Annotated in this window: 9 protein-coding genes and 3 pseudogenes; 2 read left to right on the top strand and 10 right to left on the bottom strand. The window is 68.1% G+C overall.

Translation table 11 applies throughout. From position 1 onward, the window contains the following. Positions 1–138: 138 nt before the first annotated feature. The 10 genes and pseudogenes from QC826_RS01630 to QC826_RS01585 form a co-directional block, all read right to left on the bottom strand. On the bottom strand, positions 139–1,743 hold the full coding sequence (locus tag QC826_RS01630) for an alpha/beta hydrolase family protein (protein WP_279764120.1): 1,605 nt from the start codon (positions 1,741–1,743) through the stop codon (positions 139–141). Between the two features lie 125 nt (positions 1,744–1,868). Next, positions 1,869–3,398 carry a S9 family peptidase gene (locus tag QC826_RS01625; protein WP_279764119.1) on the bottom strand — a complete coding sequence of 510 codons (1,530 nt, stop codon included), beginning with the start codon at positions 3,396–3,398 and terminating at the stop codon, positions 1,869–1,871. Between the two features lie 48 nt (positions 3,399–3,446). Continuing rightward, a pseudogene (locus QC826_RS01620) lies at positions 3,447–4,476 on the bottom strand (L-threonylcarbamoyladenylate synthase). Between the two features lie 7 nt (positions 4,477–4,483). Next, positions 4,484–5,365: a phosphoribosylaminoimidazolesuccinocarboxamide synthase gene (locus QC826_RS01615; RefSeq protein ID WP_279764118.1), complete on the bottom strand. Its 882-nt coding sequence runs from the start codon at positions 5,363–5,365 to the stop codon at positions 4,484–4,486. A 110-nt stretch (positions 5,366–5,475) separates the two neighbouring features. Next, positions 5,476–5,970, bottom strand: coding sequence for a 5-(carboxyamino)imidazole ribonucleotide mutase (purE, locus tag QC826_RS01610; protein WP_279764117.1), 495 nt, complete (start codon positions 5,968–5,970; stop codon positions 5,476–5,478). A 144-nt stretch (positions 5,971–6,114) separates the two neighbouring features. After that, positions 6,115–7,179, bottom strand: a complete 1,065-nt coding sequence (fba, locus tag QC826_RS01605) for a class II fructose-bisphosphate aldolase (protein WP_093382033.1) — start codon at positions 7,177–7,179, stop codon at positions 6,115–6,117. Positions 7,180–7,263: 84 nt separating this feature from the next. Then, positions 7,264–8,712 carry a pyruvate kinase gene (pyk, locus tag QC826_RS01600; protein ID WP_279764115.1) on the bottom strand — a complete coding sequence of 483 codons (1,449 nt, stop codon included), beginning with the start codon at positions 8,710–8,712 and terminating at the stop codon, positions 7,264–7,266. A gap of 155 nt (positions 8,713–8,867) precedes the next feature. After that, positions 8,868–10,082 carry a phosphoglycerate kinase gene (locus tag QC826_RS01595; protein WP_279764114.1) on the bottom strand — a complete coding sequence of 405 codons (1,215 nt, stop codon included), beginning with the start codon at positions 10,080–10,082 and terminating at the stop codon, positions 8,868–8,870. 99 nt (positions 10,083–10,181) lie between these two features. Beyond that, positions 10,182–10,484 (bottom strand): annotated as a pseudogene (locus QC826_RS31505) (AzlD domain-containing protein); the annotation flags it as partial. A 19-nt stretch (positions 10,485–10,503) separates the two neighbouring features. Continuing rightward, positions 10,504–11,252 (bottom strand): annotated as a pseudogene (locus tag QC826_RS01585) (AzlC family ABC transporter permease). Between the two features lie 314 nt (positions 11,253–11,566). Between QC826_RS01585 and QC826_RS01580 the strand changes: the two are divergent. Together QC826_RS01580 and QC826_RS01575 are read left to right on the top strand one after the other, a co-directional pair. Next, complete coding sequence (locus QC826_RS01580) at positions 11,567–11,770, top strand: zinc-finger domain-containing protein (protein WP_279764112.1); 204 nt, start codon at positions 11,567–11,569, stop codon at positions 11,768–11,770. 64 nt (positions 11,771–11,834) lie between these two features. Next, positions 11,835–12,257: a YybH family protein gene (locus QC826_RS01575; RefSeq protein ID WP_279764111.1), complete on the top strand. Its 423-nt coding sequence runs from the start codon at positions 11,835–11,837 to the stop codon at positions 12,255–12,257. The last annotated feature ends 5 nt before the right edge of the window (positions 12,258–12,262 follow it).

Here is a 12,262-nt window from a genome sequence, read left to right as displayed (position 1 = left end):
CCGACCAATATGCCAGCCTAGTTCGCGCTTGCATAGGGTAAAACTTGTAACGTTTGCGCCCCGTCCAACAAAAAAGGCGGCCACACGGGCCGCCTTACAATGTTGTCAATTCAAATAACACATATCCCCGCCGGGGATTTAACGGTTTGCCACCCGGCCGAAGAAATCGCGCGTGGCACGCAGACAGAACGGCGCCACCAGGCCGGCGTGGTAGCTGTCGCGCACGGCCTGGTCGGCCTGGCTGGGGCTCTTGCCTTCGAGAATGGCCGACAGCCGCAAGACGCCCTTGGCCGCGCCGAAGGCCAGCTGGGTGTCGGCATAGTCGCCCAGGCTCGCCGTCGCGTCGACGTTGAGCAGGCCCAGCGTGCCGGCCGGCTTGCCCTGGGCGGCGAAGTAGGCGTGGGCCGCCTCGGCGTTCTTGTACGGCACCACCGGGGCCTGGTCGCCGCCGCACAGCAGCAGCGGCACCGCCGGCACATAGTTGCGCAGGTCGTTCTTCAACAGCCACTTGCGCAAGGGATGGGCCGGCGCGCAGCCGAGCGGATTGGCGTTGCTGGTGTTGCAGGGGGTGGCCCGCAGGTCGGCCAGGTAGCCGTCGCGGTAACTGGTCTTGAACAGGTGGTCGGCGCCGAAGGAGGCGGCGTAGCCGGCCGCCTGCGGCAGCGAGTCCTGGGCGAACAGCACGTCGTTGGGCAGCTTGCCGGCCGCAACCAGGTCGCCGATGCCCAGCGCGCCGGGGAACAGGCTGTCGATGCCGCCGGCGTACTTGGCCTCGTAGACGTCGGCGCTGCTGCTGTACAGGCCGGCGTTGGCGCGCTGGCCGGCGTTGATCAGCATCGGCAGGAAGGCCGCCGCGCCGCTGCTGGGGGCGCCGCCGAAGATGCTGTCGCCGAACAGGCTCAGCGCGTAGGGGCCGGACAGGCCGGCCGCCGCCGTCACGTTGAACTCGCCGGCGTAGCCGCTCTGCATGGCGCGCTGGGTGGCCAGGGCGACGTAGCCGCCCTGCGAGTAGCCGGTCAGCAGCAGGCGGCCGCCGTCCCTGGCGCCGACGGCGGCGAAGGACAGGCGCGCCGCGCGCAGGCCGTCGACCATGTCGCTGGCCTGTTGCACCGCGTCCAGATAGGCGTGGTAGCCCAGGGTCGAACCGGCGTAGCCGGCGTAGTTCGGCGCCACCACGATGTAGCCCTGGGCGGCGAACATGGCGGCGATCAGGCGCGGCTCGGTGGCGCTGAGTTTGCTCATATCGGTCGCCTTCAACACCGAGGTGCCGTGGGCGTACAGCAACACCGGGCGGGCGCCGCCGCACTGGCCGGCCGTGCCGCCGGACGGCACCATGATGGCGGTGCTGGCCTCGGTGTCCTCGCCGGCCGAGCCGACCGTGTGGTACTTGACGGTGTAGGTGGTGACGGCGCAGCTGGGCGTGCCGGTGATGTTGCTGCTGCCGCGTTGCTGGTCGTCGAGGAACTGCTTGAAGACGGCCGGCTCGAGCGTGTCGACGTTGGCGCCGTTGATGCTGACCGGCACCACGCTGGCCGCGCCGATCAGCTTGCCGCGCAGGGACGGCGGGACCACCGGCGGGGTCGGCACCACCACCACGCCGTCGCCGGAACCGCCGCCACCGCCACCGCCGCCGCAGGCGGACAGGACCAGCAGGGGACTGAGCAGCAGCAGGGAAGTCAGCGGCAGCGGGCGGCGGGCCGGGCGGGCCGCATGGGATGGCTGGAATGGATGGACAGGGCGCATGGGCTTTCCTCGACGATGGCAGGGTGCGGCCGGCCCGTGGGCCGCCGCGCAGGAACGACACGACGCGGCCGGGCGCACTATCGAGTCGACCGGCGGCCCGCCAATGCTAGCATATGGGCAACAGGCTACGGCATAGCCTTCAGGAAAAAGTCGCGCGCCGCGCGGACGCAGTACTGCGCCGCCAGCCTGCCGTGGTACATCTCGGCCACCGCCCTGGCCGGGTCGCGGCCCTTGTCGCGCGCCTCGGCGCGGACCCGCTCCTTGGCCCTGGCGAAGCCGGCGCGCGCCGCCAGCCAGGACGCCGGCGCGGCGGCGTCGGCCGCCTCCAGGTCGAGCAGCAGCGGCGCCGCGCCGCGCGCGCTGAAGTAGCGCTGGGCGGCGCTGGCGTTGGCGAAAGGCACCACCGGATCGTCGCCGCCGCCGCACAGCAGCAGCGCGGCGCGCGGCCGGTAGCTGCGCAGGTCGTTGCGCGCCAGCCAACGGCGCAGGCCGTTGCCGGCCCGGCAGGCCGCCGGCTCGACCGGCTCGGCGCCGCAGGGATGGGCCGCCATGTCGGCCAGGTAGGCCTGGCGGTAGCTGCTGCGCACCAGGTTGTGGGCGGCGAAAAAGGCCGCCGCGCCCTGCCCCTGCGGCTGCGAGTCGAGCGCGAACAGGGCGCCGGACGGCAGCCGGCCCTGGCGCACCAGCTCGTCGAAGCGCTGCGCGCCGGGCAGCAGCGCCTCGATGCCGGCGGCGTAGTCCGGCTCGTACAACTCGGCCGGGCTGGCGTACAGGGCGGCGCCGGCGCGCTGGCCGGAGGTGGTCACCAGCGGCAGGTAGGCCGTGCCCCCGAGCAGGGGCTGGCCGCCGAAGATGCCGTCGCCCATCTGCAGCAGCGCGTAGGGGCCGGACATGCCGGCCACCGCCACCAGCGGGAACTCGGCGGCGAAGTCGCGCTCGATCAGGCGCTGGGTCGCCAACGCGACGAAGCCGCCCTGCGAATAGCCGCTCAGGAACAGCCGCGGCGCCGCCCGCACGCCCAGTTGCGCGTACACCTCGCGCGCCGCGCGCAGGGCGTCGAGCATGTCGCCGGCCTGCTGCTCGGCGTTCAGGTAGGGGTGGTAGGGCAAGGAGGAGGCGCCGTAGCCGGCGTAGTCGGGCGCCACGACGATGAAGCCCTGGGCGACGAACATCGCCGCCACCAGGCGCGCCTCGCCGTTCAGCCGGGCCATGCTGAACTGCTTGTCGAGCACGGTGCCGTGGGCGTACAGCAGCACCGGGCGCGGCCCCTGGCAGGCCGGGTCGGCGCCGGACGGCAGCATGACGACGCTGCTGGCGTCGGTCGGCTCGCCGTGGCCGCCCACGGTCTGGTAGCGCAGCGTGTGGATGGTGATGGCGCAGCGCGGCTCGCCGGCGATGTCCATCAAGGCGCCGCCCTGGGCGTGGCGCAGCACGGTGCCGAGGGTGGCGGGATCGAGGGTGTTGATGCTGGCGCTGGAACCCAGGGCGATCGGCACCAGGGTCGGCCCGTCCAGCACCGTGCCGCGCGGCGCCACCGAGACGCTGGCGGCGTTGCTGACGGCGTTGGCGGCGCCGACCGGGCTGGCCGCCGGCGCGTCGTTGGCGACGGCGGGCGCGGCCGCCGCCAGTAGCAAAGCGAACAATAGTGGAAGCATGCCAACCTCCCGTCGCCGGTCACGCCAGCCGCAGGGGAACGGCGTGGATCAGGACCGCAACAACGCTTCCATCATACCCGATGAGCCGAATACCGCGCGCCGCAATCGGTCGTTCACGCCCAACCATGCGGCGTCCTGCGGCGGGGTTTCGACCAGGATCAAATCGGCGCCAGTTTGGTCCATCTCGCGCAGCGCGGCGTACAGGCCGTAGGCGTAGCCGGCCGGGGTGGCCGGCAGCGTCACGTGCGGGCCGGCCGGCGCCGCCAGCGTGTGGACGATCAGGGCGACCCGCTTGCCCTTGGCGCTCAGCCGGGCCAGGCTGTCGGCCAGTTGCGCGCGCTCGAGCATCAACACCGGCGTGTGCGGCGCGTAGTGCGACTCCAGCGTGCCGGAGGCGCGCGGCGCGGCCGCGTCGGGCTGGCCGGGCAGCAGGCCGATGACGTCGGCGATCTGCTGCGCGCTGATGTGGCCGGGACGCAGCAGCACCGGGCCGCGCGTGTCCAGCCGCGACAGGTCGAGGATGGTCGACTCGATGCCGACCTGGCTGGCGCCGCCGTCGAGCACGGCGCCGAGCAGCGGCTCGTCGCCGAACTCGTCGCGCACGTGCTGCGCCGTGGTCGGGCTGACGTTGCCGAACTTGTTGGCCGAGGGCGCGGCGACGCCGCCCTTGCCGCCCTTGAAGGCGCCCAGCAGCGCGATGGCCACCGGGTGCGAGGGGCAGCGCAGGCCGACCGTGTCCTGGCCGCCGGAGACGGCGTCGGGAATGTGGGCGTGGCGTTTCAAAATCAAGGTCAGCGGGCCGGGCCAGAAGGCCGCCACCAGTTGGCGCGCGGCCGGCGGGATGTCGCTGGACCAGTAGTCCAGGTCGGCGCCGGGCGCCAGGTGGACGATCACCGGATGGTCGTTGGGACGGCCCTTGGCCTGGTAGATGCGGGCCACCGCCGCCGGGGCCCTCGGCGTCGGCGCCCAGGCCGTAGACTGTTTCGGTCGGAAAAGCGACCAGGCCGCCGGATGCGAGGATCGCGGCGGCCTGGACGATTTCCGCGGAGGGAGCGGGGCTCCCGGCAGAATGCTTCATGGCGGTCTTACTGGGTCAGCAGGCGCAGCGCCTCGGCGTACTTGGCGGAGGTCTGGTCCAGCACGTCCTGCGGCACGCTCGGCGCCGGCGCCTTCTTGTTCCACGGCTGGGTTTCCAGCCAGTCGCGCACGAACTGCTTGTCGAAGGACTCGGGCGACTTGCCCACCTGGTAGGTCGACATCGGCCAGAAGCGCGAGGAGTCCGGCGTCAGGATCTCGTCGATCAGGTGCACGGTGCCGTTGGCGTCGAGGCCGAATTCGAACTTGGTGTCGGCGATGATGATGCCGCGCGTGGCCGCGTATTCGGCCGCCAGGGTGTACAGCTTGATCGCCGCTTCCTTGACCTGGCGGGCGATGTCGACGCCGACGATGCGCTCGGCTTCGGCGTAGTCGATGTTCTCGTCGTGCGCGCCGGCCGGGGCCTTGGTCGACGGCGTGAACAGCACCTCGGGCAGCTTCTGCGCTTCCTGCAGGCCGGCCGGCAGCGCGATGCCGCAGATGGCGCCGGTCTTCTGGTAGTCCTTCCAGCCGGAACCGATGATGTAGCCGCGCACGATCGCCTCGATGCCCAGCGGGGTGAACTTCTTGACGACGATGGCGCGGCCCGCGACCTGGTCGGCCTCGTCCGGCGAGACCACCGACACCGGGTCGATGCCGGTCTCGTGGTTAGGCATCAGATCGCCGAATTTCTTGAACCAGAAGTTCGACATCTCGGTCAGCATCTTGCCCTTGTTGGGGATCGGATCGTCGAGGATCACGTCGAAGGCCGACAGGCGGTCGGTCTGCACCACCAGCAGCTTGTCGTCGCCGACCGCGTAGATGTCGCGCACTTTGCCGCGATGCAGGAAGGGCAGCGATTTCAGGTTTGTTTCAAGGATTCCAGCCATCATAATTCCTAACGTATTGAAGAACGGCCTATGCGGCCGTGTTACAGGGCGGCCTATGCGGCCGCGCGGGGACTACTGAGGAGACTACTTTACGGGACGACGCGCCGCTTAGCTTACAGCTGCGGCAGCACCGAGCCGCGCACCTTGTCGGCCTGGGTCTTGCGGAATTCGAGCAGCTTGGTTTTCAGGCCGGCGTCGTTCAGCGCCAGCACGGAGACCACGGCCAGCGCCGCGTTGGCCGCGCCCGATTCGCCGATCGCCAGGGTGGCGACGGGAATGCCCTTGGGCATCTGCACGGTCGACAGCAGCGAGTCCAGACCCTTCAGGTATTTCGACGGGATAGGCACGCCGTACACCGGCAGGATGGTCGAGGCGGCCACCACGCCGGCCAGGTGGGCCGCCGCGCCGGCGCCGGCGATGAAGGCCTGGGCGCCGCGCGCTTCCATGTCGGCCAGCCAGGCTTCCAGCTCTTTCGGTGTGCGGTGCGCCGACAGCGCGCGCGCCTCGTAGCTGACGCCGAAGTCTTTGCAGATCTGCGCCGCTTCTTTCATGATGTCCCAGTCGGAGGTGGAGCCCATCACGATGCCAACCAAAGTTTTTTCAGACATTTTTATCACTCGAATTAAAATTTCAGGTTCGCCGAGCAAACCCTGCGGCGTAAAACCAGGGTCAGACCCTAGGGTCTGACCCTCGCTGTCGATCGCGGGTCCGCTCGGCGGATCACGGCGCGCGAACGCGCCAACATACTCGACTTACTTGACGATTTGCGACAGCTCGCCGGCCTTGTAGCGCTCGGCCATTTTTTCCAGCGCGATCGGTTTGATCTTGGCGGCCTGGCCTTCGCAACCGAAGGACAGGAAGCGCGCCTTGCACACCATCGTGGCCGCTTCGCGGGCCGGCTTGAGGAAGTCGCGCGGGTCGAACTTGGACGGGTTCTCGAACAGGTATTTGCGCACGGCGGCGGTCATCGCCAGACGGATGTCGGTGTCGATGTTGATCTTGCGCACGCCGTGGCGGATGCCTTCCTGGATCTCTTCGACCGGCACGCCGTAGGTTTCCTTCATGTCGCCGCCGAATTCGCGGATGATCGCCAGCAGCTCCTGCGGCACCGACGAGGAGCCGTGCATCACCAGGTGGGTGTTGGGGATGCGCGCGTGGATTTCCTTGATGCGGTCGATGGCCAGGATGTCGCCGGTCGGCTGGCGCGAGAACTTGTAGGCGCCGTGCGAGGTGCCGATGGCGATGGCCAGCGCGTCGCACTGGGTGCGGGCGACGAAGTCGGCGGCCTGGGCCACGTCGGTGAGCAGCTGCTCGCGGGTCATGGCGCCGTCGGCGCCGTGGCCGTCTTCCTTGTCGCCCATCATGGTTTCGAGCGAACCGAGCACGCCCAGTTCGGCCTCGACGGTGACGCCGATGGCGTGCGAGAACTTGACCACCTCGCGCGACACTTCAACGTTGTAGTCGTAGGAGGCGACCGACTTGCCGTCCGCCTCCAGCGAGCCGTCCATCATCACCGAGGTGAAGCCGGAGCGGATCGCCGCCTGGCAGACGGCAGGCGACTGGCCGTGGTCCTGGTGCATGACCACCGGGATGTGCGGGTAGGCTTCGACGGCGGCGTCGATCAGGTGGCGCAGGAAGGCCTCGCCGGCGTATTTGCGGGCGCCGGCCGAGGCCTGCATGATGACCGGGCTGCCGACGGCGTCGGCGGCGGCCATGATGGCCTGCACCTGTTCCAGGTTGTTGACGTTGAAAGCCGGCAGGCCATAACCGTTTTCGGCGGCATGGTCCAGCAGTTGACGCATGGATACGAGAGACATGGTATTACTCCAAACAATAGAAAAACTGGGTTGCCGCGCGCACCGCCCACCGCCTGCGCGGCCGGGCCGGTGCGGCGCCGGCGCTTATTCGAATTCCCCGACTTTGACGATTTTCAACGCGTTCGTGCCGCCGACCTGGCCCATCGGCTCGCCCCAGGTGACGACGATCATGTCGCCCTTCTTGGCGATGCCGTGGGCGATCATCAAATCCTCGGCCTGCTTCAGCACCACCTTGCTGTCGGCCTGCTGCAACAGGTGGTAGGCGCGCACGTTGCGGTACAGCGAAGCCTTGCGCTGGGTGGTGACGCTCGGCGTCAGCGCGAAGATCGGCGTATCGATGCTGTGGCGGCTCATCCACAGCGCGGTCGAACCGGACTCGGTCAGCGCGACGATCGCCTTCACCCGCAGGTGGTGGGCGGTGAACAGCGCGCCGTAGGCGATCGACTGGTCGATACGGGTAAATGTCACGTTCAGGAAATCGGCGTCGAGCTTGTTGTATTCGGACTGCTCGGCCTCGACGCAAATGGCCGCCATCATCTCGACCGTCTCGATCGGGTACTTGCCCGAGGCGGTTTCGGCCGAGGTCATCACGGCGTCGGTGCCGTCGAGCACCGCGTTGGCGACGTCGGACACCTCGGCCCGGGTCGGCACGGCGTTGAAGATCATCGACTCCATCATTTGCGTCGCGGTGATCGCCAGTTTGTTCGAGGCGCGCGCCATCTTGATCATACGCTTTTGCAGCGCCGGCACCGCCGCGTTGCCCACTTCCACCGCCAAATCGCCACGGGCGACCATGATGCCGTCGGAGGCGTCGAGGATCTCCTGCAGCACGGGAATGGCCTCGGCCCGTTCGATCTTGGCGATCATCATCGGCTTGTGGTGGAAGGGCTCGCCGGCGATGTTGGCCAGCTGGCGCGCCATCTCCATGTCGGTGGCGCTTTTCGGGAAGGAGATCGCCAGGTAGTCGGCCTGGAAGCTCATCGCCGTCTTGATGTCCTCCATGTCCTTGGCGGTCAGGGCCGGCGCGGTCAGGCCGCCGCCCTGGCGGTTGATGCCCTTGTTGTTGGACAATTCGCCGCCGATCTTGACGGTGGTGAAGATCTCGTGGCCGACGATCTTGTCGACCACCAGCACGATCAGGCCGTCGTTGAGCAGCAGGTGGTCGCCGTTGTGCAGGTCGCGCGGCAGGGCCTTGTAGTCGAGGCCGACGCGCTCCTGGTTGCCCAGTTCGCCGTTCTCGCCCCACTTGGCGTCGAGGATGAACTTGTCGCCGTTGGCCAGCTCGATCTTGTTGTTCTCGAACTTGCCGACGCGGATCTTCGGTCCCTGCATGTCCGCCATGATCGCCACCTCGCGGCCGCACTCGGCGGCCGCCTCGCGCACCAGACGGGCACGGTCGATATGGTCCTGCGCCTTGCCATGGGAGAAATTGAGGCGCACGACGTCGACGCCGGCACGGATCATTTTGACCAGGACGTTGAAGTCGGTGGAGGCGGGGCCGATCGTTGCGACGATTTTGGTACCACGGGACATAGGATTCCTTAGCGTGAGGTCTGGCGGACAAGCCCCCGGCCGGCGGCCGGGGACGGACAAACAAAGACTGGCTACTGCTGGCGCGGCGGAAAAACTGACTGCTGACTGCTGATTGCTACTGCTGATTGCTACTGCTGATTCCTACTATTTATTGCCTACTTGGCGGCGCGTTGCGCCAGGATCTCCACGGCCGGCAGGGTCTTGCCTTCCAGGAACTCCAGGAAGGCGCCGCCGCCGGTCGAGATGTAGCCGATCTTGTCGGTGATCTGGTACTTGGCGATGGCCGCCAGCGTGTCGCCGCCGCCGGCGATCGAGAAGGCCTTCGAGTTGGCGATGGCCAGCGCCAGCGTCTTGGTGCCTTCGCCGAACTGGTCGAACTCGAACACGCCGACCGGGCCGTTCCAGACGATGGTGCCGGCGGCGCCGATCTGCGCGGCCAGGATCTGCGCCGTTTTCGGGCCGATGTCCAAAATCATGTCGTCGTCGGCCACATCGGCCACGTCCTTGACGGTGGCCACGGCGGTGGGCGAGAACTCCTTGGCGCACACCACGTCGACCGGGATCGGCACCTGGGCGCCGCGCGCCGCCATCATCGCGATGATGGCCTTGGCCTCTTCCACCAGCTCGTTCTCGACCAGCGACTTGCCGATGTTCAGGCCGACCGCCTTCATGAAGGTGTTGGCGATGCCGCCGCCGACGATCAGGTTGTCGACCTTGTCGGCCAGCGCCTTCAGGATCGACAGCTTGGACGACACCTTGGAGCCGGCGACGATGGCCAGCAGCGGACGGGCCGGCGCGCCCAGCGCCTTGCCCAGCGCGTCGAGCTCGGCGGCCAGCAGCGGGCCGGCGCAGGCGATCGGGGCGAACTTGGCGATGCCGTGGGTCGAGGCCTCGGCGCGGTGGGCGGTGCCGAAGGCGTCGTTGACGTAGATGTCGCACAGGGCGGCCATCTTCCGCGCCAGCTCGTCGCTGTTCTTCTTCTCGCCCTGGTTGACGCGGACGTTTTCCAGCAGCACCACCTGGCCGGCCTGCAGGCCTTCCAGGCCGGCGCCGTCGATCCAGTTCTGCTTCAGTTCGACCGGCTGGCCGAGCAATTCGGCCAGGCGGGCGGCGACCGGCGCCAGGCTGTCCTCGGGCTTGAACTCGCCCTCGGTCGGACGGCCCAGGTGCGACGTCACCATGACGACGGCGCCGGCGGCGGCGGCGGCGCGGATCGCCGGCACCGAGGCGCGGATGCGGGTGTCCTCGGTGATGTTGCCGGCGTCGTCCTGCGGCACGTTCAGGTCGGCGCGGATGAACACGCGCTTGGCTTGCAGCGCGTTTTGCGCGATCAGGTCTTGCAGACGGATGAAGTTCAGAACAGCTTGCATGGCTAGCCAAAGGATGAGTGGAAGAAAGACCGCTATTTTACCGCAAGCGCGGCGGCAAAACGTTTGTTAAAACAACATCGAATTCGCTCAGGCCAGTGACTACGCCAGCGCCAGCCGCAGCGCGGTGAACACGGCCATGCCGAACACGATGGTTTGCAGCATGTTACGCCGCAGCAGGTAGAAAACGATCGCCGCCAAACCGGCCAGCAGCTTCAAATTCGACAACGACAGGTGCAGCTGCTGGCCCTCGTTGAGCAGCAGGTCGGGCGCGATGATGGCCGCCAGCGCGCAGGCCGGCGCGTAGCGCAGCATCTCCTGGACCCGGCGCGGAATGGTGATGTGGTTGCCGACCAGCCAGAACGAGCTGCGCGTGGCCGCCGTGGCCAGCGCCAGCGCGCCGATGATGACCCAGATTTCCCAATCAGCCATGTTGTTTGATTCTCCATTTTTCCGACAATTCTTCCACCGCCATCGCGGTGACCATGCCCAGCAGCACCGCCGCCAGCAGGCCCAGCTTGTACGGCAGGCCGGCCGCCAGCACCGCCACGGCGGCGGCCACCAGCACGCCGCACAGCATCGGCCGGGTCGACACCAGCGGCACCGTGATGCAGATGATGGCCAGCGTGCCGGCGAAGCCCAGGCCCCACTGCGGCGGCACGGCGCTGCCGAGGAAGATGCCGGCGATCGAGCCGATCTGCCAGGCCGCCCAGTTCGGGTACAGCAGGCCTTCAGGTAGGACAGCTTGCCCACCTGGGGCGCCTCGTCGGGATATTTTTGCAGGAACATGGCGACCGTCATGTCGCCGGCCACGTAGCCGAGCAGGAAGCGCTTGCGCCAGGGCAGGTTGGAGAAGTGCGGCGCCAGCAGCGCCGAGAAGATGACGAAACGCAGGTTGACCACCAGGGCGGTGGCGAAGATGACCCAGATCGGCGCGTGGGCGGTGATCAGCGGCAGCGAGGCCAGCTGGGCCGAGCCGGCGAACACCACCAGCGTCATGGCCAGCGCCTGCGGCACCGTCAGCCCGGTCTTGACCATGGCGATGCCCACCACCAGGCCCCAGGCGCCGATGCCGAACAGGGTCGGCATGCCGTCCTTCAGGCCGGCCTTCCAACCGGCCTCGTCGTGTTCAGCCACATAGGGCTCGGAGGGCGCGCGCATCGGTTCGGTCATGTGGTTTTCCCGCCACAACCCGATTGCTGCGCGCCAACGCGGCGGCCCGCCGGGCCCGCCAACGATGGCGGGGGCGGCAGGGGCACTGCCGGGCGGCCCGGCGCGGGGCGGTAACAGAACAGGGGCTGCGGAGTCATTTTATTGCTATTTGCGCACCATTTCAATAGAAACAATTGCTAGCACCTGAAGAATAATTAAGGCGCCATTTTACCGATGAATTTTGCTCCCTGCGCGAATCCGTTAAAATCGAGGTTTAGCGGACCGTCCCGGCCAGGGCCGGTCCGGCCCATTTTCGATCCACGGAGAACCATCAGATGACCCACGCCACCACGCCAGCCAGCGCCGCAGTTGAGCTCGACGGTAAAGATTTGCCGGCCCACTGCCCCAACCCGGCCATGACGCTGTGGTCCTCGCACCCCCGCGTGTTCCTCGAATTCAACAAGGACGGCATCGCCAAGTGCCCCTACTGCGGCACCGCCTACAAGATGAAGCCGGGCGCCGTGGTGGCCCACCACTAAGCCTCAGCCAGCCGCAGCCAGCCGCAGCACCCGCACACCGATCCCCCGCGTTCCCGGAGCCCGCATGAAACGTCAAAAGCAGTTGAATGGCAGTGCAGTCGAAGTCGAAACCGCTTTTTACGATGCGCTCAACCGGGCCGATGTCGACGCCCTGATGGCCCTGTGGGCCGACGACGAGGAGATCGTCTGCATCCACCCGGGCGGGCCGCGGCTGATCGGCCACGCCGCCATCCGCGCCTCGTGGAGCGCCCTGCTCGAGCACGGCGGCCTGCACATCCTGCCGTCGCAGCTGCACGAGACGCATAACCTGATGAGCTCGGTGCACACCGTCATCGAGGGCACCAGCGCCGCCAGCGGCGAGGCGGCCCACCTGCTGGCCACCAACGTCTACGTCAAGACGCCGCGCGGCTGGCGCATCGTGCTGCACCACGTCTCGGTCGGCCCCGGTCCGGTGCCGCTCGAGTCGCCGGCGCAGATCCTGCACTGAGCGCG

Source organism: Rugamonas sp. DEMB1 (assembly GCF_029834475.1).
Taxonomy (GTDB): Bacteria; Pseudomonadota; Gammaproteobacteria; order Burkholderiales; family Burkholderiaceae_D; genus Rugamonas; species Rugamonas rubra.
The sequence above is the reverse complement of the archived record's forward strand: the minus strand, read 5'-3'. Positions and strand labels throughout refer to the sequence as shown.

What these genes read in the sequence shown, in the direction of transcription:
- QC826_RS01630 (WP_279764120.1), bottom strand. Translation starts at nt 1,743, where the DNA reads ATGCGCCCTGTCCATCCATTCCAGCCATCCCATGCGGCCCGCCCGGCC.
- QC826_RS01625 (WP_279764119.1), bottom strand. Translation starts at nt 3,398, where the DNA reads ATGCTTCCACTATTGTTCGCTTTGCTACTGGCGGCGGCCGCGCCCGCC.
- QC826_RS01615 (WP_279764118.1), bottom strand. Translation starts at nt 5,365, where the DNA reads ATGATGGCTGGAATCCTTGAAACAAACCTGAAATCGCTGCCCTTCCTG.
- purE (WP_279764117.1), bottom strand. Translation starts at nt 5,970, where the DNA reads ATGTCTGAAAAAACTTTGGTTGGCATCGTGATGGGCTCCACCTCCGAC.
- fba (WP_093382033.1), bottom strand. Translation starts at nt 7,179, where the DNA reads ATGTCTCTCGTATCCATGCGTCAACTGCTGGACCATGCCGCCGAAAAC.
- pyk (WP_279764115.1), bottom strand. Translation starts at nt 8,712, where the DNA reads ATGTCCCGTGGTACCAAAATCGTCGCAACGATCGGCCCCGCCTCCACC.
- QC826_RS01595 (WP_279764114.1), bottom strand. Translation starts at nt 10,082, where the DNA reads ATGCAAGCTGTTCTGAACTTCATCCGTCTGCAAGACCTGATCGCGCAA.
- QC826_RS01580 (WP_279764112.1), top strand. Translation starts at nt 11,567, where the DNA reads ATGACCCACGCCACCACGCCAGCCAGCGCCGCAGTTGAGCTCGACGGT.
- QC826_RS01575 (WP_279764111.1), top strand. Translation starts at nt 11,835, where the DNA reads ATGAAACGTCAAAAGCAGTTGAATGGCAGTGCAGTCGAAGTCGAAACC.